The following is an 18,043-nucleotide window of genomic DNA, read 5'->3' on the forward strand; positions in this document are numbered from 1 at the left end:
ACTAGTTCGGTCAACGGGACGTCCGCTGCCCGATGCTCCGCCCCGAGCCGACCCCGCGTCCCCGTCTTATCGAGATCCGCGACAACCTCATCGCCCGGGTCGCCGAAGCGGAACGCGAGGGGTGGCTCGGTGAAGTCGAAGGACTCCGCGTCAGCCTCGCCGGCGCGGACGAGAAGCTGGCCCAGCTCGAAGCCGAGGTGGGTCGTCGCTCCGCTGCGGTGCACCTCGGGATCTCCACGTTCAGGGATATCGCCAGCCACACGAACGGAACTCCAGGGCCCGTAGCCTCTGCTCATGACCAGAACTGACGCCAAATGGCAGAAGTGGTGCACGATCTTCGACGCCGCCGAGGACGACATCCGGACACTGTTCCACAACCGGCACGTCTGGACCACGATCGAGGACATGTGGGTGCAGTCGGGGCCGGAGATCCAGCTCAATACCATCACACAGAACTGGTTCATCAGGCTCTACGTCAACGCACAGTGCACCGGAATCCGACGCGAGTGCGACGAAGACACTCGAACCTCCAGTCTTGCGCGGTGCCTCCGTCGGCTAACCGAGACGCCCGGCATGGCCTCCCGAGCCCGCTACGAAGCAGCCATAACGACAAACCCCGAGGTTAAGGACGAGTACAAGGCGGGACTGATCCGTGGCTACGACGACTTCGCCCTGGCCTCAATAGCCTCATGCCTTGATCAGGATCGGATCGAAGGGGATCTCGCAGCACTCCATGCAGCGGCCGAGACGACTCGGTACTACACGAACAAGATCATCGCTCATCGCCAGATCACAGACGAGAAGATCACTCTGTCCTGGTTCGATCTAAATCGGGCCCTCAATACAGTCGGCAGAGTATTGAAGCGCTACTACCGCCTCCGGCATCCGGGCAGCATCCTGGGCAATCTCGGCGTCGATCTTCCGTTGGGCTGGGAACAGCCGTTTCGATCCGCGTGGTGTCCCGAGGACTTCTGGCCACAGCCGGCAGTTCGCCTGGACGACTACCTACCCGGCGCAGATATACCCTGAGCTGCTAGTTCAGAGAAGCGACGGCCGACTGGATCGAGACCGCGGCCGCGACCGGGCAGGTCGATCTCGACGAACAGCTCGCCCAGCTGCTGCGGGGCCAGTCCTGGACCAGCTCGGCGGCGTCAAGGCCACCCTGGAAGTCCTCACCCGCATGGAACGCTGATGACCAGCATCAACAAGACCCGGCCGCCGGCCACGCGTGAACGGCGCTACCCCAGTGACACCACGGATGCCGAATGGGCCGTCCTCGAATCGCTGCTGCCCATCCCGGCCTGCACGTTGCCCATGGGCGGGCGCCCGGAGAAGCATCCGCGCCGCAACGTCGTCGACGCCATCCGATACGTCAACGACAATGGGTGCAAGTGGAGGGCGGTTCCGGTCGACTTCGGGATCCCCTGGCGCACTGTTTATGGGTTCTTTCAGAGGTGGCGGGCGAGCGGGGACCTGGCCCGCATCCATGCCGAACTGCACGAACTGGTCCGTCTTCATGACGGACTCAATCCCCGCACCGTCGCAGTGATCCTGGACTCCCAGTCGGTCAAGGGCGCCGAGACGGTGGGCCAGGACACCCGCGGCTTCGACGGCGGGAAGTTGGCCAATGGGAGGAAGCGGCACCTGGCCGTGGACATGCGGGGCATGCCTCTGGCCGTCATGGTCACCAAGGCCTCGCCGCACGACAGTATCCCCGCCCGCGACCAGCTGTTCCGCCTGCGCCTGACCCATCCCGAACTCACCGTCGCCTGGGCGGACTCGGCCTACGGCGGAACCCTCGTCGACTGGTCCCACACCTTTCTCGGGATCACCCTCAAGGCGGTGCCCCGCCGCAAGGACCAGGACGGCTTCGCCGTCCTGGCGAAGAGGTGGCGAGTCGAGCGGGCGATCTCGTGGATCATGAGAGCTAGGAGAAACGTACGCGACTACGAGCGGATCATCTCCCACAGCGAGGCCCACATCACGTGGACCTTCATCACCCTCATGGTCCGCCGCCTCACCCGCCCTCCCCGACCACCGCGCACGTCACCGCACCCTGTCGAGCCGGTGAAAGCGGCCGGTAAGCCCAAGCCCATACGCATCCGGATGCAACAGCCACAGACGATCCGGCTGGCCCCCACCACCTTGCGCTGACCTCGGATTACCTTTCGCTCGCTGGCAGCAGCGTGGCGCGACCCGGGCATGGCACTCGCGCGGCCGGCAGGCTGCCGCCCCACTCCTGCAACCGCCGAGTCAATCGGCCCGGGCGTACCCGGGGTGGCGAGTCATCGAGCGGCGAGGACGTGCGCCCACGGTTCATCGATGTCGGCCAGCCCCAGAACGGCGACCACGTTGTCGAGCATGCCGGCGCCGAACCAGCGCCGCACGGCCTCGTCGTCGCCCAGCAGCTGCCGGACGGTGTCAACCTGCTTGGCATAGCACCGGCGCACGGCCTGTGCCACCAGCGGCTCGCCGACGGCACAGTTCGCGTGCATCAGGAAACGCAGGATGTTCCGGTCCGCGACGAGCGCGGCGTAGGCGCCGCGTGCGGCATCCAACGCCGCCTCGGGCGAGAGGCCAGCCCCGCCCGACGCCGGCGAGTGAGCGACCAGCGTGTCGGTCATGACGACCGACACGTGGTCGACCGCCGCCGCGAACAGCGCTTCTTTGTTCGGGTACAGGCGGTAGAGGTACGGCTGAGAGACGCCGACCCACGCTGCGATCTCGTGCGTCGTCGTACCGTAGAAACCTTTTTGCGCGAAGCAGTCGACCGCGGCGGCCATGATGGCCCGGCGTCGTTCGTCGCTCTTCGTGCTGGTACCGGCGGCAGGCATGGGCGTCAGTCAAACACGGCTACCCTCAGCCCCCAAAAGTCACGCTGAGGTCGGAGTCGGACGGCACGTCGTCGGGCGTGAGCGCCTCGATCGCCACCAGCGGGTTCCAGTAGTCCAGGTAGTGAGTGATGCGCCCGTCGTCATCGGTCCGCACGACGGAGATGCACACCTGCTCGTACGGCTTGCCGGTCGGCAGCGCCGTGCCCTTCGAGCGGAACTCGGCGATCACCAGACTCGGGTCGACGGTGTCATGGAAGACCAGGTCGACGAACTCGACGTCGAAGGTCTCGGGAAAGTTGCTCATGTGCGCGACCAGTGCGTCCCGCCCTGTCACCCGCTGAGGCACGCCGGCCGGCGCGTACGGGAACTCGAGCACCGCGTCCGGGGCGAACAGCTCCACCCATTCCTCGACGAGTCCCGCGGCGGTAAGGCGCAGGTGCTCGGCCAGGGCGTGCTGAGCAGCGGCCCGGCGGGCGGCGTCGCCTTCCTTGACTGTCATCTTCACTCCTACGTTAGTGGTCGACCTATAACCTACCACGCCGACAGCCGCTCCGGGTAGGCGAGCAGGGGTAGCGCCAGGGATCCCGATCCGGTTCACGTAGAGGATGACGTCCAGAAAACGCCCCGTAGGCGGCTGGCGACGGCCCGGCACTATGGACACCCGTCACGCAGCGTCACGGATCACCGGTTCTGACACAGCTTCTCAGCCAGCTGGCGACAGCTACCCCGATCGCGCCACGACAGATACCAATGCGGGAGTTGAACCACAGAGGTTGCCGCTATTCAGTGGCGGCTGTGCTCGGTACTGCCGCTGTGGTCTTCTCCGATGCAGTTTGAGGTGTGAGTCGGAGTGCGCAGACCGCGGCGAGAGCGGCGACGACCGCGAGTCCAAGGGTGATAGGGCGTGGGGCCATCTGCGTGAGAAGCCAACCGCAGACGGCTGCTCCGGTCGCCGAGCCGATGTCGTACCCGGAGCCGAGCCAGGCGTTGGCCTCGGTCTGCCGCTGGGAGAGGCGTTCGTCTACAAGGAGGTATCCGATCACGAACATGGGAGTGAGGGGGAGGCCGACGAGGAGTTTAGCCAGCAGTGAGGCGGGAGTGCCCAGGGCCGGCGCAAGCAGCGCGGTCGCGGCTGCCAGTACGGCGCCTGCTGCGGTGTAGCGCAGGCGTAGCGGCTTGGACCAGCGGATCTTTCCGTAGGTGAGTCCGCCGATGATGCCGCCTACGGAGAAAAGAGCGAAGAGATAGCCGGCCGAGGTGATGTGTCCGTGCTGGGCGGCGGTGGCAGGAAGCAGCACATTGAGGCTTCCGCCGACCAGTCCCAGCACGATCAGGGGGGTGATCACGCCTTGACCTTCCCGGGTCAGGATCAACGAGCGTCGTCGAGGGGCCCGTTGGGCGGCGGGAGAGGCAGCGTTCGAGGGCGCGGGGGATGATCCGCTGGGGTTCGGGTGATGCGCTTTTAGAGGAGAGCAACGCCGAGCAGGGGCACCAGCTGCCGAGGGCGATACACGCTCGTGCCGGAAGCATGGTGGTCGCGGCGACGGTGATCAGGGGGGTGATGACGAAGGTGATCTCTTCGAGAATCGAGTCGAGGGCGTGGGCCTGTTGCAAGGATTGCTTGTCGGGCACGAGACGGGACCAAAGGGTGCGTACGCTGGAGGTGACGGGTGCGGAGATCGCGCCGCCGACGGCCAGCAGGGGGAGCGCGGCCCAGGCCGGGTACCGGCCGATCGCCAGTGCGGCCAGCGTGAGGAAGAAGGCGTGGCATGAGGCCCCGACCAGCAGGGCGGGCCAGCCGTGCCGGTCGACGAGGCGACCTCTGGTGGGGCCGAGCAGCGCACCGGAGAGCATGAACGCGGCGGAGCGATGCCGGAGGTCACGAAGCCGCCGTACGCCTGGGAACAGGCCACGATGGTGGCGAAGGGGACGATGCCCCCGGAGAGGCGCGAGGTGAAACCCGCCAGCAGGCCACGAGGAACACCGCGGGTCTTGAAGATGGTGAGATAGCCGGTGGGCGGGGTCACGGTGTCTCCGGGCTGAGGGTGGCATCCGCCCATGCAGCGGCGGTATGCGCGGCGGTGTCGACGGCAGGTGCCCACGACGGATCGATGGCCTGGGATCCCTCGATCACAGCCTTCTTCCGGCTGGCGCGGAGTGCCACACGGCCGACGAGTCGGTCCCCGGCCAGGACGGGCATGCCGAAGTAGCCGCATTCGCGTTTGGCGGCGGGCTTGTATGCCTCAAGGAGATACTCGACGCCGAACAGTCGGCGCATCCGGGGCCTGGTCCAGATCAGCGAGTCGAACGGGGACAGAGGCGTGATCCTCTCCTCGTCCACAGTTCCTTGTTGTTCGAGGAGGCTGTCGTGAGCCCAGGTGTCGTCGGGCCGGCCCTCGACGGATACCCGCCGCACCTCAGGCAACCGTTCGAGCTGCGTGAGGACTTGCGGGGTGGGGAGGCGGAAGTAGTCGGCGACGTCCTCGGTGGTGGCCACGGCGAGATTGCGAGGGGCAATGCGGATCAGGCTTTGAAGGCACATGTCGTCATCGAGCTCGGTCGCGTGAAGGTGTTCCGGTAGCGCCTGCTCGGCGGGTTCGTAGACTCGCTTCCAGCCCTGGCGGCGTACGCACACGAGTTCGCCGATGGCCCACCGCCATTCTGCCGCCCACTTGTGGGGGGAACTGCGGTCCCATCCGGCGCCGGTCATTCCTCCGAGGTCGCTGATGGTGACCTGGCCGCGCTCCAGGGCCGCGCTCCGCACGTCGGCGCAGGCTTGCGGATCCACAGCGGGGCCTTGCCAGCCGCGGGCGGCGATGCGACGGCGCCGGAAGGCGAACAGAGGCCATAGGCCGATCGGCGTGAAGGCGGCGGCGTGGGACCAGTATTCGAAGAAGGCCGCCTTGTCCTGGTGAGAGGCGAACGCGCGGGCCGTCTCGGAGGAGACGCCACGAGCGAGCATGACCAGTTCGTGGGAGCGCCGCACGACGTTGATGGTGTCGATCTGGATGCAGCCGAGTGCGTCCAGCACTTCCGCGGGAGTACGGCGGGGCGTGTCCGGGGCGTGAAGGCCCTGGGCGTAAACGGCCAGGGTCCTGACCTGCGTGGGGGTGAGATCAAGCACCAGTCTCACCTGCCGCCGTCGTGTCCGTGTTCTGGATGGTGCTGGTGGCCTGGAGGCTGTCGGCGTGCAGGAGGATCAGGCAGGCGATGTGCTGTCCCCGCTCGATGGTGACCGATCTCCTGGGGCGGATGGCGACACCGAATCCCTGGCCCGTGCTCATACGCCCGCACACGGTGCTGGAGACCACCCCTGTGGGGATCTACAGACCCTCGGGCCCGGACTCCAGTGGCGTGACCAGCAGGAAGTACCCCTTGGGGATCTCGGCGTTCCACCCCAGGTGCCATTCGATGCTTCCGGCGCCATTGGGCAGGAACATGTTTTCCCAGCCGGCCTCCGTGCGGAACTGGTACAGGTGTAGCCAGTTCGTACGGTCCACCGCAAGCGCGGAGCGTTCCCGCGTCCACAGCTCTCCCCGTGCTGCAGCCTGTGCCGCGGCTCTGGGGTCGTCGCCCGGGTCGATCTCCGTCTGCTCAAGCGGGCTGAGCGTGACGTCGATGGGGCTGGGTATCCGCCATCCCAGCTCCTGCCCCATCACCCACGGGGCGCAGTGCTCCGGGCGCCGTTCTGCACGCACGTATCGGAACGATTCCCGGTACAGGCCACTCGTGGCTTTCGCGGTGGCGCGGTCGACACGTTGCTGCTCGGGTACCAGGGCCCACGGGTGCGAGGGAAGGAAACGGACAGCGGGTGGCACGAAAATGAACCTCTCCTGTGGGAGACAAGGGGCCCGGCCCCGCGACATGTCCGCGGAGCCGGGAAAGGATAGAACGGGAGGGTCTGCGGATCAGCTCGCCACGGAGGTACCGAGGTTGGCGACCGCGGTATCGATCTTGTCGGCCGCGCAGCCGGCCTTCTCGGTGTTGAACACCGCCACACTGCACGGGCCGAACCCGACCGGGAGTTCCTCGAAGGGCACCGCGGCGCCGGCGTCGGCCAGGTCGACGTTCTTGATGTTGAGCACCGTCACCGAGTGCGCCATCTGCGGGTGGTCGTCGTCGGGGGCGAACGGGGTGTTCCGCGCGAACGCCGAGACGTACAGGGTCTCGTCCGCATCGTCGATGGCGATGCCGCGCGGGCCGGGACCGGTCGGGATGGACCGGGTGACCTGGTAGGTGCCCAGGTCGATGACCGCGATGGTGTTGTTGCGCTCCAGGGTGGCCAGGGCGTACTTGTTGTCCGGCGTGAACGCGATCGCCCGGCAGCCGTCGATCTCCGTCTCGGCTTTGGCGATCACAGTGTCGGTGGCCAGGTCGATGACCGGAACGACGGCGCCGGTGTTGCACGCCACCAGGGCGCGGGTGCCGGTGCGGTCAAAGTTCAGGCTGTAGGGGTGGAGGTTCTCACCGATCTGGATTCGTGCGACCTCGCGCACCAGTTCCGGCTTGCCGTCAGCAAGACCGCTGAGGTCGAGCTTGGCGATGTAGCTGGAGCCCCATGTGCAGACGTACGCGGCGGTACCGTCGGCGGTCCTTCGGCGGCTCGGGCAGGGCAGCGGTGTACCCGGCCTTCTCGACGGTCGCCACCAGCTCCTGCGGGCTGATCTCCGCCGGATGGCTCACCCGGGCACGCCCGGTGGCGAGATTGACGGTCGCCGTGACGCCGTCCAGCCTGCCCAGCTTCTTCTCGACGCGCTTCACGCAGGCCGCGCAGGTCATGCCGCCGACGGCCAGGTCGGTGGTCACCAGGACGGTGACGGACTCCGCGCCCGTCACCGACCGCCCCCGTGCCCGCCACCCATGTTCATGTCGTCCATGTCCGTGCCGTCTCCCCCGCCACCGCCACCGCCGACGCCGCTGGTTCCGCCGACGCTCGCGCCGGTGCCGTGCATGCCGGGCGCCACCGGGCCGGAGGCCGTTCCGACGGCGTACGACGCGGTGAACATCAGCGCCAGCAGCAGAAGGAAGCCGCAGAGCGCGGGCGGTGGTGCGGACCTTCGCACCACCGCAGCTGCCCCTGACGGGGTTTGCCGGGACTCGTCCATCAACCGTGTCTCCAGGTCACAGGGCACGGCTTCGGCCGAATCGAGCCGTGCTGCATCAGAGGTCGGTCGGGATGGGAGATGAGTCCCAGGAGTAGACGAGACCGCGATGTGACGCACGTCACAAAATCTTGCCGACGGGCGTCAGCCGCCTTCCGCCAACCGGGTCACCCACCGTTGCTCCACCTTGGCCAGCTGCCAGTACCCGACCGCCGCCGCCCACACCACCACGAACAGAACGCCGATGAGACAGCCCACGTTGTCCAGGTCGAGCCCGGCGATCCAGCCGGTCACGGCATCGGTCAGGTCCGGCTTCTCGTGCAGCACGCCCACGAGCTCGATCGTGCCGATCAGGAAGGCGACGGCGATGGACAGACCGGTGATGGTGAGGTTGTAGAACACCTTGCGCACCGGGTTCGAGAACGACCACTGGTAGGCGAAGTTCATGAAGGTGCCGTCGAGGGTGTCGAACAGGCTCATTCCGGCGGCGAACAGCAGCGGCAGGCAGAGAACGGCGTACCAGGGCAGCCCGGCCGCGGCACCCGACCCGGCCATCACCATCAGCGTGACCTCGGTGGCCGTGTCGAAGCCGACGCCGAAGAGGAGGCCGAGGGGGTACATCTGCCCCGGGTGGGTGATGGACTTGGTGAGGCGCCCGAGGATGCGGTTCATGAACCCCCGGGAGTCCAGGTGCTGTTCGAGCGCCTGCTCGTCGTACGTCCCTGCGTAGCCGGCGATCGTCAGGCCCCAGAACCGGCGGGTGCGGTCCGCCAACGGGCCCGAGACCAGCCGCAGTCCGAGCGCCGCCGCTTCGCCCGCGCCGGTCACCACGCCCACGTCTCCCGGCAGCGGCGGGCCCTCATCGACCCGCCGCACCCGAAAATGACAGGTTCCAGTCAAGGCCTGCCCAAGTTCCGGACACACCCTCCCGCCCGTGATCGGGTCCCAGCGACGGCCACACGCATGCCCGTTTGGGAGGATCTGGTGTCAGCACCAACCCGAAGAAGACGATGGCTCACGACCTGCGCCATCACCGCAACCACCGCGCTCCTCGCGATGCCCGCGAGCGCCGCATCGAGCCGGGACAACAGCCCGTTCGGCGCCCGCGAGCTCGCCCGGCTCGCCGCCGAACGCACACACTCGGCGGGGAACGTCACCCCCAAGGTGACGGCCGAGGACGATGACGACGGCAACGAGGCGGACGAGATAGCCGAGGGCGCGGACCAGTACGCCGAGGCCCGCACCTCACCCGGCATCGTCGCCCCCGGCGCCTACGGCGCCGCCTGGACGAGCCTCACCAACCTTCCCAGCACGGGCGGCAGTTGGCGGAACGTCACCGACCTGCCGTACGACTCCGACGACGCCCGCTACCGTGACATCGACTCCAATTCCAGCGGCGGCTCGGGCGACGTCACCGGCCGGATGGCCGCGATGGCCGCCGACGACGACGGTTACGTCTACGCGGGCAGCGCGGGCGGCGGTGTGTGGCGGTCCCGGTCCGGCGGCGGGCACTGGCAGCCGATCAGCGACCGGCTGCCCTCCCAGTCCACCGGCGCACTCGCGCTCGACACCGCCGGCCGTCTGTGGCTGGGCACCGGCGAGGCGACCACCAACGCGGACGCCTATCTCGGCAGCGGCGTCTACGTCCTCTCCGACCCGCACCACGGCACGTTCTCCGCGCGCACCCGGGTCGGCGGCGACGAGCTGGAATCCACCACCATCCACGAACTGCGCTTCGGCGGCGGCAAGGTGTGGGCGGCGACCAGCGAGGGCGTCTGGAGCCACTCCGCGAAGAAGCTCACCGGAGCCTGGAAGCTGGAGTTCGCGCCCAACCCCGACTACCTGCCGGGCGGTTCACTCGCGAGCGACCCCTCGGCCGCGTACAAGAACATCGCCAACGACATCGCGATCGACCCGAAGAACCCTGGCAAGGTGGTCCTCGCGGTCGGCTGGCGCAGCGGCGACGACTACAACGGCTTCTACACCAAGGGCACGGACGGCGCCTGGACGCGGATCACCAGCGGCCTGGGCGACCTGCCGGCCGACGCGGACGACGTCGGCAACGTCACCTTCGCCCGCTCCGCCGACGGCTCGCGCTACTACGCCATCGACCAGTCGCCGGAGCAGCTGAACACCAACCCCGACAGCGGCCTGGAGGGCATCTACGTCTCCAAGTCCGGCTCCCCCACCGGCCCTTGGACGAAGATCGCCGACTACCAGGGCCTGGCCGCCGACGGCTCGGCACTGACGACCAGCGGCTACATGCCGGGCGTACAGGCCTGGTACAACCAGTTCCTCACCGTCGACCCGGCGAACGCGGACCACGTCTACGCGGGCCTGGAGGAGGTCTACGAGACCAAGGACGGCGGCAGCACCTGGTCGACGGTCGGACCGTACTGGAACTTCTCCTTCCCCTGCTGGTCCATCGACCCGGGCAAGCAGACCGGTGACTGCAACCAGACCACCCACTCCGACCAGCACGGCGTCGCCGTCGGCCGCTATCACGGCAAGAGCTTCGTGTACGTCGGCAACGACGGCGGCGTCTACAGGCGCCCGGTCAGCGGCTCCCAGGACGCCTCGGGACATGCCACCGACTGGACCTCGCTGAACGACGGGACGATCGACACCCTCCAGTACTACTCGGTGGGCGTCGGGAAGGACCTGGCCCACGGCGGCGTCTCCGTCACCGGCGGCCTCCAGGACAACGGCCAGTCCATCCTGCGCAGCAACGACACCGTGATGGGCTCCGACTTCGGCGGCGACGGCGGCGACACCCTCACCGACCCCGCCAACGGCTGCGACATCGCAGAGGAATACGTCTACCTCGCGATCCAGGTGACCCAGAACTGCGCGGTCAACGACGGCAGTTGGATCACCGACTCCACCAAGGCGACCTCCTACAACGTCGCCCCCGCCGACAACGCCACCGGCGAGGCCCGCTTCATCGCCCCGCTCGCGGCCGACGCCAAGAACCCCGCGACCTGGATCGCGGGCGGCCGCCACGTGTGGGTGCAGACCCACGGCTATGCCATCCGCAGCGGTTCGGAGTGGACCAGCGTGTACGACCTCGGAGCCGGCCGCACCGCGACCGCCGTCGCGGCCTCGGGCGGCAAGGTCTACGCGGCCTGGTGCGGCCCCTGCAACAACCAGGGCTTCGCCCGCGGCATCTCCGTCGGCAACGCGGACGGCACCGGCTGGCACGACATCACCCTCCCCGTGGACGGGACGGTACCGAACCGCTACCTGAGCGGCTTCGCCGTCGACCCGAAGAACGCCGACCATGTCTTCCTCACGGTCAACGGCTTCTCACGGCACTGGACGGAGGGCCCCGGCGCGGGCGTCGGCCACGTCTTCGAGTCCACCGACGGCGGCACCACCTGGAAGGACATCTCCAATAACCTCCCCGACGTGCCGGCCGACTCCGCGGTCGTCACGCCGAACGGCGGTCTCGCCGTCGCCACGGACCTCGGCGTCGTCTACCGCGCCCCGGGCCGCACGCGGTGGGAGCGCGTCGGCTCGCTCCCGGCGGTCGCCGTGCTCCAGTTGAAGCTGAGCCCCGACGGCAGCACCCTGTACGCGGCGACCCATGGCCGCGGCATCTACACGATCAAGGTGCGCGACTGCGACTGAGGCAGCGGCCTGACGGGGGTGACCCGGACTCTTCCGGGTCACCCCTGCCTCGGGTACGGCACCACGCTCACGTCAAGCGTGAAGGCGACCCGCGCCGCACCCGCCACGTCCGGCGCCTTCGCCGTCACGGTGACCACGGTCGAACCGCCCCGGGTGCCGGCGCATCGCAGTGAGGCGTGGGCGGTGCCGTCCGCGTCCAGCCGCCGGCCGGAGACCACGGCGAAGGCCGGCGCCGAACTCCGCACCCCCGTCCAGCGCCTGTCGTCGACGCGGGGCCGCAGGACGAGCGACAGCACGGTTCCGGGCCGTACGCACACCTCCCGCCGGGGCGCATCGCCCGGCGCGACGGTGACCTCGGCATGTCCGGCAGCGCAGTTCCCCGCCGAAGGCACGGTGACCGAGGCGGACGCGCCTTCGGACGGGCTTCCCGCCGATCCGCCGCACGCCACCAGCACAACCGTCCCGGCGATCATCCCCGCCCCGGCCCGCCGGCGCATCCCGCCACCTCCCGACGCACTCGTACACGTACACGTACCAGCATGCCCTCCACCTCGCATGCCTGACGGTGTGTTGCAGCCGGCGAGCGAGCGAGGTGCTCCGTACGGATGGTTCCGGTTGGGGTCTTGGTGAATTCAGCGTGTCCCGGCGGGGGCACACAGGGTGAGCGGTAACGCGGTGTCACAGTCATCTGGCCCGATGAACAGATCTTCAGGGTGCCCGTACCTCGGCCGGACCAGAAGGAGAGGGATGAGGAAGACCAGAGAGGGGGACCCGTGTTGAACAGCAGCGTTCGACGGCGCGTCCTCACCGTTGTCGGCAGCACGCTTCTCATGCTGCAGTCGCTCGTAGTCATGGGACCCGCCTCACCCGCGTGGGCGGGCGACGACCGCAGTCTCGCCACCAACGGCAACGAGCCGCACAACGCCACCGTCAATCCCCGCAGGCCGAGCCAGGTCGCCGTCATGCAGGGATGCACCGTCCGGATCGACAACAACTTCGGCAAGGACGGCTTCCCGGTCACGCGGACGTCGACCCTCCCCTGCTCGGGCGACCCGTCCCTCGCCTTCGACTCGCAGGGACGTCTGTTCGTCGCCCATCTCTCCAGGAGTTTCAACACCACCCCCAACTTCGGGGTGGGCGTCGCCCGGATCAACGATCTGACGACACCGGGGAACCAGACGTACACGGCGACCCAGGTGAGCGCGAACAGCGCCGTCAACGACGACAAGCCCTGGCTGGTGGCCGACACCAACCCCACCAGCCCGTACCGGGACAACCTCTACATCGTCTGGTCACACCTCGGCACCCCGTGGCAGATCCAGTTCTCCCGCCTCGTGAGCGGGAGCACGACATGGTCGACGCCCAGGGTCCTCTCCGCGGCCGGAGAGGGGAACGTGTGGCCCTCCCACGCGGCGGTCGGCCCGAACGGTGACCTCTACGTCGCCTACCACGCCGACGGATGCACCGAAGGAACCAACGGAACGCCCGGCCAGGGCACCACACAGCTCCTTCGCGACGGCTCCGGGGGCGCCGATTTCGCCGCCGGTACGGTCGAGCAGAAGACGACGGCGTTCGGAGCGGGGCAGGCCACCATCACCTGCAACGTGGTGAGCTCCCCGGCCGGTGACATCCCGGGGACCGACTTCTGGCTCCAGGGCAGCATGCAGCCGTGGATCCTGCCCGACCCGGCGCGGCCGGGGAACGTCTACGTCGTCGCCAACGACGACCCCGACAACGTCTTCGGGAACGGCGACGACGCCGACGTCGTCATCGCCCGCTCCACGGACAACGGGCAGACCTTCACCCGGGGCAGGGTCGACCACGGGCCCGGCCAGACCTTCGCCGTGATGCCCACCGCCCACATCGACCAGGACGGCAACGCGGTCGTCACCTGGTACGACAACCGCAGCGGCCGGCACAACTTCGGCACCGGGCCGAACGGCACCAACAACTTCCTGCTGGAGCTCTACGGCACGACGAGCCGCGACGGCGGGCAGACCTGGGCGCAGGACTTCCGGGTCAGCGACTCCCCCTTCGACCCCGATGTCAATGCCCCCTGCCGTTTCGACTGCGGCGCCGGCTCCACCCAGCAGACCCTGCGCATCGGGGAGTACAACGGACTGTGGTCGGCCGACGGGATCGGTTACGCGACCTGGACCGGCAACACCGTCCCGCCGACGGCCACCGCGTCGGCCCAGGGCAGTCAGACCACCTACTTCGACGTCTTCTCGCTGCTCGGGGCCTTCCCGGACGCCTTCGAACCGAACGAGTCGATCGACACCGCCGTCGCCACCGCGCTCGGCACGAAGAACAGGGTCACCAAGCCGCGCCTGACCCTGCACAGCGCGACCGACGTCGACTTCTTCAGGGTCGAGCCTCGCCACACCGGGCACCTGCAGGCCGAGATCGCCTTCAACGAGGTGATCTCCCGGCTGCAGGTCCGCGCGTACGACAAGTTCGGCAACCAGGTGGCCGCCGGAACCGTCGCCACGACCAGGCCGGGCAGTTCGACCAGCAGACTCGCCATCCCGGTCGTCGAGGACCAGCCGTACTTCGTCGCGGTCAGCGACGCCGGCATCGCCGACCCGACCAGGCCGGGCGACGCCTCGCCGACCGACCCGCCGCAGGCCACCTACGACCTCACCGTCGTCAACCGGGCGGCCCCCGAACCCTTCGGCCTCGACCTCACACGCAGGTCGGACTCGGGCCGGTACGACAACGACGACGTCACCAGGGTCCGCGGTCCGCAGCTCTTCCTGCGGGTCGACGACTCGGAACTGCGGGCCGCAGGCATCCCGCTGTCGCCGCAGAACAGCACCGCCACGCTCACGGACGACGCCCCCGGCTACAAGGTGGCCGTGGAACGCGACGGACGGCGCGTCGGCTTCGCCCGGCCGGTGGACCCGGTCGGCAGACCGGGGCTGTACCGGATCCGTCTGGACCCTGTGCTGGTGGAGGGCGAGAACCAGATCACCGCGGAAGTGGTGATCGTCGACCGGTCCGACGACCCGGGCATCGCCGGGGTGTCCCACGTCGTCGGTTCGGGCAGGGAGAGCGCGCACCGGCTGTTGATCACACTCGACACCACCGCACCGAGGCGTCCGGCCGCCCCGGACCTGCTGCCGTCGAGCGACACCGGCAACCACAGGGACAACATCACGTCGATCAGCAAGCCCGCCTTCCAGGGCTCGTCGGTCGAGCCCAACGCACTGGTGCGGCTGACCGCCGATCCGAAGGGATTCGTCCACCCGGCCGTGGTCGGCAAGGACACCGTCACCTCGGGCGGCGCGTACGAAGTCGTCAGCGCCCCGCTCGACCTGGGGAAGTACGGCTTCGCCGTACGTCTCGAAGACCTCGCGGGCAATGTGAGCCCGGCATCACCGATCCTCAAGGTGGAGATCACCAAGGACCCGCCGCATGCCAACGAGCACCACCCGAAACCCGCTCCTCCATGTCACTCGAAGGGCTGTCACCGTCTGCTCCGGCATCCCCTGTAGACGCCGAGCGGAGTGAATCTCCCGCCGTCAGTGCTCGGCCCGGTCCCCGCCCACGCGGGACCGGGCCGAGCACTTGAAGGACGTCGACCGGCCGTGTCGCACTGATCAGTGCCGTCGTTGATCCCCGTGATTCGCCCTGCTCCGGCAAGCGTGGGAGACGACATGCAGACGAACCGCCCCTGGGGCAAGGCCGTTGTCATCGGCGGGAGTTACGCGGGGCTGGTGACCGCGCGGGTGCTGGCCGACTTCTTCGCGGAGGTCGTCCTCGTGGAGCGGGACGCCGTGGACGAGGACACCGGTACGCATCAGGGTGCGCCGCAGGGCTACCACGCGCACGCCATGCTGGCCAAGGGCGGCGAGATCCTGGAACGGCTGTTTCCGGGACTGCGGGAGGAGCTGCGGGAGGCCGGTGCGCCGGTGTTCGACTACGGGCAGGGCATCGACTTCCTGCTGCCGACCGGACTGGCACCCCGTGCCCGGACGGGGGTGCGGATCCAGACGTTCACCCGTGACGAGCTGGAGCGCCGGCTGCGGCGCAAGGTGCTCGCACGCTCCGAGGTCACGCTGATGGCCGCCACGCCCTGCTCGGGGCTGACCCGGGATGCCTCAGGACGGGTGACCGGTGTGACGTGCCGGCAGCAGGGCGCGGAAGCGATCGACCTGGCCGCCGATCTGGTCGTCGACGCCTCCGGGCGGTCCAGCTCGCTGGAGGACTGGCTGGGCGCGGCCGGTGTCACGGTCCCCCCGAAGCGGACCGTGAAGGCGAAGGTCACCTACACGTCGATGAACTTCGACCGGCCCGAGGAGGGCCACCCGAGCCACCCGGACTTCTACATCGCCTACCAGATGCTGTTCGCTCCCCGCGTGCCCCGGGCCGGGGTCCTGCTGGCCGTGGAGCGGAACCGGTGGACGTGCTCGCTGCTGGGCTTCCAGGACCCGCCGCCGGCCGACGACACCGGCTACCTGCGGTTCGCCGAGAGCCTGGACAACCCGCACCTGGCCCAGCAGATCGGACGCCGTACGGTCCAGGAACCGACCCATCGCTACACCAACGTCGACAACCAGTGGCGGCCCTATCACGCCGTCAGGAACTGGCCGGACCGGCTCATCGCCGTCGGGGACGCGGTCTGCGTCTTCAACCCCGTCTACGGCCAGGGGCTGACCGTGGCCGCGATGGAGGCGGAGCTGCTGCAGCGGACGCTGGCCCGCCGCAGCGCGTCCGGGAAACAGCTGGACGGGCTGGCGGGCGGTTTCCAGAAGCGGGTGGGCCGGCTGCTGCTCGGCCCGTGGACGCTCTCCACCAACTCGGACCTGATGTGGAACCCGGACCCCCAGCCCCTGGGGGCGCGGTTCGCACACTGGTACAACACGAGGCTCTTCCAGGTCGCCGTGAAGGACGCGGCCGTCTGGTCGAGGTTCGTGCGGGTGGTGAACATGGTCGCCTCCCCCGCGGTGCTGTTCCATCCCGCCGTGGCCCTGAAGGTCCTGTCCACGGCACTCGCCCCTCGGGACTGACCTTTCACAAGCGCGACCCGGCGGACAGAGTGCCGCCCCCACGGTCACGAACCACGTGCGGCACGTGATGCATCGAGCCGGGAAGCGGCATAGACCTCGATACACGAGACGCCTGGCCCGGCGATGCCGCAGCACCCGGGCACACACGCAGGCATGCGCGCGGCCGCCCTCTGATCGGCCCGTACAGGACGCGGACAACGGCGAGTGACGCGTCCTTCCACACACATCACACGGAGACCCCGTTGACCACTAGCTCCCTCCAAGAAACATGGTCTACATTAGAAACCACGAGCGAACGAGGAGACCACCATGACCGAGTTCAAGCCCGTGCCCGGCTTCGCCCTCGGGCCGGACATCCCCGAGTCCACCGGGTATGCCGTCACCGACCTGGGCGGCGATGCCTACGTCGTCACGCAAGGGATGATCAACACGATGTTCCTGGTGACGAAGAAGGGTGTCGTCCTCGTGGACGCGTCACCGTTCCTCGGGGACAAACTGCTGGAAGCCATAGCGTCGGTCACCCCCAAACCCCTCACCCACCTCATCTACAGCCACGCGCACGCCGACCACATCGGCGCCGCGCACCTGCTGAACCGGGACGGGCTGCAGATCATCGCGCACGAGATCACCGGCGACCTCGTCAAAGAGGCCGAGGACGACCGGCGCCCGCTTCCCACCGAGACCTTCAGCGGCCGGCACCAGGAGATGGACATCGACGGGGTCCGGTTCGTCCTCGACTACACGAGGGACTGGCACGTGGCCGGCAACCTGTTCATCCACCTCCCGGAGCAGCGGCTGATGACAGCGGTGGACAGCTTCACACCGAAGAGTGCGCCGTTCTTCCGGCTGTACTTCTCAGCGCACGTGCCCGCGTACTACGACGCGATGGACGAGCTGCTCGAGTACGACTACGACACCATCGTGACCGGCCACATGGCCCTGCCCGGCACCCGCGAGGACGTGGCGGACAACCGTGAGTTCATCCGCGACCTGCGCACCGCTGCCGCCGAGGCGCTGCGGACGGTCGACCTGCGGGAAGCGGCAGCCGCCGCCAGGGTTCCGCACAACAACCGGCAGGCCGAACTGAAGGTCTGGATGGACGCGGTCGTCACGCGCGCGGAGGAGCTGATGCCTTCCTGGGACGAGCGCTTGGCAGGAACCGACATCTTCCTGCGTGACAACCTCAACGCGGTCGCCTGGAGCGTCTTCATCGACTAGCCCGAAGACCCGCGCGGCAAAGGGACGAACGCTCCCTGGCGCGGTGTATCGCGGTGCAGCTCGAACAAGCCGCCGCAGGACCGTTCGCCCGGATCCGGCGGCGAAACGGAGGGACGTCTCATGACACCACTGGCCGGAGCGGAACAGCTGGCGCAGAGTATCGGCCTGGTCGCGGGCGCTGTCGACGGTGCGCCGGTGGACCAGTACGAGAACCCGACTCCGGATGCGGAGGGCCGCCCATACCCGC

Annotated in this window: 17 protein-coding genes and 2 pseudogenes; 8 read left to right on the plus strand and 11 right to left on the minus strand. The window is 68.5% G+C overall.

Annotated elements, in window-relative coordinates; translation table 11 throughout:
- Window positions 1-32 precede the first annotated feature (32 nt).
- The 4 genes and pseudogenes from ACFWPS_RS12420 to ACFWPS_RS12435 all read left to right on the plus strand — a co-directional run bounded on the left by ACFWPS_RS12420 (window position 33) and on the right by ACFWPS_RS12435 (window position 2,154).
- Entirely contained in the window at window positions 33-308 is a 276-nt protein-coding gene (locus ACFWPS_RS12420; protein WP_383703925.1) for a hypothetical protein, read from the plus strand.
- Entirely contained in the window at window positions 295-1,029 is a 735-nt protein-coding gene (locus ACFWPS_RS12425; protein ID WP_383703927.1) for a hypothetical protein, read from the plus strand. The genes ACFWPS_RS12420 and ACFWPS_RS12425 overlap by 14 nt, the downstream gene beginning before the upstream one ends.
- A gap of 29 nt (window positions 1,030-1,058) precedes the next feature.
- Window positions 1,059-1,232, plus strand: a pseudogene (locus ACFWPS_RS12430) (hypothetical protein); the annotation flags it as partial.
- Window positions 1,192-2,154, plus strand: a complete 963-nt coding sequence (locus ACFWPS_RS12435) for an IS5 family transposase (protein WP_383703929.1) — start codon at window positions 1,192-1,194, stop codon at window positions 2,152-2,154. The pseudogene ACFWPS_RS12430 and the gene ACFWPS_RS12435, both read left to right, overlap by 41 nt.
- A 131-nt stretch (window positions 2,155-2,285) precedes the next feature.
- On the opposite strand, the gene ACFWPS_RS12440 is transcribed toward ACFWPS_RS12435, so the two are convergent.
- The 10 genes and pseudogenes from ACFWPS_RS12440 to ACFWPS_RS12485 form a co-directional block, all read right to left on the minus strand.
- Complete coding sequence (locus ACFWPS_RS12440; protein WP_383703931.1) at window positions 2,286-2,834, minus strand: TetR/AcrR family transcriptional regulator; 549 nt, start codon at window positions 2,832-2,834, stop codon at window positions 2,286-2,288.
- 25 nt (window positions 2,835-2,859) lie between these two features.
- Complete coding sequence (locus tag ACFWPS_RS12445; RefSeq protein WP_383703933.1) at window positions 2,860-3,333, minus strand: nuclear transport factor 2 family protein; 474 nt, start codon at window positions 3,331-3,333, stop codon at window positions 2,860-2,862.
- 280 nt (window positions 3,334-3,613) lie between these two features.
- Window positions 3,614-4,180 carry an MFS transporter gene (locus tag ACFWPS_RS12450; RefSeq protein ID WP_383703936.1) on the minus strand — a complete coding sequence of 189 codons (567 nt, stop codon included), beginning with the start codon at window positions 4,178-4,180 and terminating at the stop codon, window positions 3,614-3,616.
- Between the two features lie 677 nt (window positions 4,181-4,857).
- Window positions 4,858-5,958, minus strand: a complete 1,101-nt coding sequence (locus ACFWPS_RS12455; RefSeq protein ID WP_383703938.1) for a DNA glycosylase AlkZ-like family protein — start codon at window positions 5,956-5,958, stop codon at window positions 4,858-4,860.
- On the minus strand, window positions 5,951-6,118 hold the full coding sequence (locus ACFWPS_RS12460; RefSeq protein WP_383703940.1) for a hypothetical protein: 168 nt from the start codon (window positions 6,116-6,118) through the stop codon (window positions 5,951-5,953). Before ACFWPS_RS12460 ends, ACFWPS_RS12455 begins: the two co-directional genes overlap by 8 nt.
- Before the next feature lie 39 nt (window positions 6,119-6,157).
- On the minus strand, window positions 6,158-6,532 hold the full coding sequence (locus ACFWPS_RS12465) for a hypothetical protein (protein WP_383703942.1): 375 nt from the start codon (window positions 6,530-6,532) through the stop codon (window positions 6,158-6,160).
- A 210-nt stretch (window positions 6,533-6,742) separates the two neighbouring features.
- Window positions 6,743-7,330 (minus strand): YncE family protein, encoded by a 588-nt coding sequence (locus tag ACFWPS_RS12470; protein WP_383703944.1) that lies wholly within the window; start codon window positions 7,328-7,330, stop codon window positions 6,743-6,745.
- 85 nt (window positions 7,331-7,415) lie between these two features.
- Window positions 7,416-7,670 (minus strand): annotated as a pseudogene (locus tag ACFWPS_RS12475) (cation transporter); the annotation flags it as partial.
- Window positions 7,667-7,939, minus strand: a complete 273-nt coding sequence (locus ACFWPS_RS12480; RefSeq protein WP_383703946.1) for a hypothetical protein — start codon at window positions 7,937-7,939, stop codon at window positions 7,667-7,669. The pseudogene ACFWPS_RS12475 and the gene ACFWPS_RS12480, both read right to left, overlap by 4 nt.
- A 141-nt stretch (window positions 7,940-8,080) precedes the next feature.
- Entirely contained in the window at window positions 8,081-8,917 is an 837-nt protein-coding gene (locus tag ACFWPS_RS12485) for a hypothetical protein (protein ID WP_383704037.1), read from the minus strand.
- A gap of 3 nt (window positions 8,918-8,920) precedes the next feature.
- On the opposite strand from ACFWPS_RS12485, the gene ACFWPS_RS12490 reads away from it, so the two are divergent.
- Window positions 8,921-11,566 (plus strand): glycosyl hydrolase, encoded by a 2,646-nt coding sequence (locus tag ACFWPS_RS12490; RefSeq protein WP_383703948.1) that lies wholly within the window; start codon window positions 8,921-8,923, stop codon window positions 11,564-11,566.
- Window positions 11,567-11,604: 38 nt separating this feature from the next.
- Here ACFWPS_RS12490 and ACFWPS_RS12495 read toward each other — a convergent pair whose 3' ends face one another.
- On the minus strand, window positions 11,605-12,063 hold the full coding sequence (locus ACFWPS_RS12495) for a hypothetical protein (protein ID WP_383703950.1): 459 nt from the start codon (window positions 12,061-12,063) through the stop codon (window positions 11,605-11,607).
- 333 nt (window positions 12,064-12,396) lie between these two features.
- Here ACFWPS_RS12495 and ACFWPS_RS12500 point away from each other — a divergent pair, with 333 nt between their 5' ends.
- From ACFWPS_RS12500 to ACFWPS_RS12510, 3 genes are all read left to right on the plus strand, one after another.
- Entirely contained in the window at window positions 12,397-15,063 is a 2,667-nt protein-coding gene (locus ACFWPS_RS12500) for an Ig-like domain-containing protein (protein WP_383703952.1), read from the plus strand.
- Window positions 15,064-15,225: 162 nt separating this feature from the next.
- Entirely contained in the window at window positions 15,226-16,578 is a 1,353-nt protein-coding gene (locus tag ACFWPS_RS12505; RefSeq protein ID WP_383703954.1) for an FAD-dependent oxidoreductase, read from the plus strand.
- 309 nt (window positions 16,579-16,887) lie between these two features.
- Window positions 16,888-17,796, plus strand: coding sequence for an MBL fold metallo-hydrolase (locus tag ACFWPS_RS12510; protein WP_383703956.1), 909 nt, complete (start codon window positions 16,888-16,890; stop codon window positions 17,794-17,796).
- Window positions 17,797-18,043 lie beyond the last annotated feature (247 nt).

Origin of the sequence: Streptomyces sp. NPDC058457 (assembly GCF_042720695.1) — a bacterium.
Lineage (GTDB): Bacteria > Actinomycetota > Actinomycetes > Streptomycetales > Streptomycetaceae > Streptomyces.

Bases quoted from the DNA above. Each gene is read 5' to 3' on its own strand.
- ACFWPS_RS12500 (WP_383703952.1), top strand. From the start codon at position 12,397: ATGCTGCAGTCGCTCGTAGTCATGGGACCCGCCTCACCCGCGTGGGCG.
- ACFWPS_RS12425 (WP_383703927.1), top strand. From the start codon at position 295: ATGACCAGAACTGACGCCAAATGGCAGAAGTGGTGCACGATCTTCGAC.
- ACFWPS_RS12495 (WP_383703950.1), bottom strand. From the start codon at position 12,063: ATGCGCCGGCGGGCCGGGGCGGGGATGATCGCCGGGACGGTTGTGCTG.
- ACFWPS_RS12480 (WP_383703946.1), bottom strand. From the start codon at position 7,939: ATGGACGAGTCCCGGCAAACCCCGTCAGGGGCAGCTGCGGTGGTGCGA.
- ACFWPS_RS12420 (WP_383703925.1), top strand. From the start codon at position 33: ATGCTCCGCCCCGAGCCGACCCCGCGTCCCCGTCTTATCGAGATCCGC.
- ACFWPS_RS12445 (WP_383703933.1), bottom strand. From the start codon at position 3,333: ATGACAGTCAAGGAAGGCGACGCCGCCCGCCGGGCCGCTGCTCAGCAC.
- ACFWPS_RS12460 (WP_383703940.1), bottom strand. From the start codon at position 6,118: ATGAGCACGGGCCAGGGATTCGGTGTCGCCATCCGCCCCAGGAGATCG.
- ACFWPS_RS12510 (WP_383703956.1), top strand. From the start codon at position 16,888: ATGACCGAGTTCAAGCCCGTGCCCGGCTTCGCCCTCGGGCCGGACATC.
- ACFWPS_RS12505 (WP_383703954.1), top strand. From the start codon at position 15,226: ATGCAGACGAACCGCCCCTGGGGCAAGGCCGTTGTCATCGGCGGGAGT.
- ACFWPS_RS12435 (WP_383703929.1), top strand. From the start codon at position 1,192: ATGACCAGCATCAACAAGACCCGGCCGCCGGCCACGCGTGAACGGCGC.
- ACFWPS_RS12440 (WP_383703931.1), bottom strand. From the start codon at position 2,834: ATGCCTGCCGCCGGTACCAGCACGAAGAGCGACGAACGACGCCGGGCC.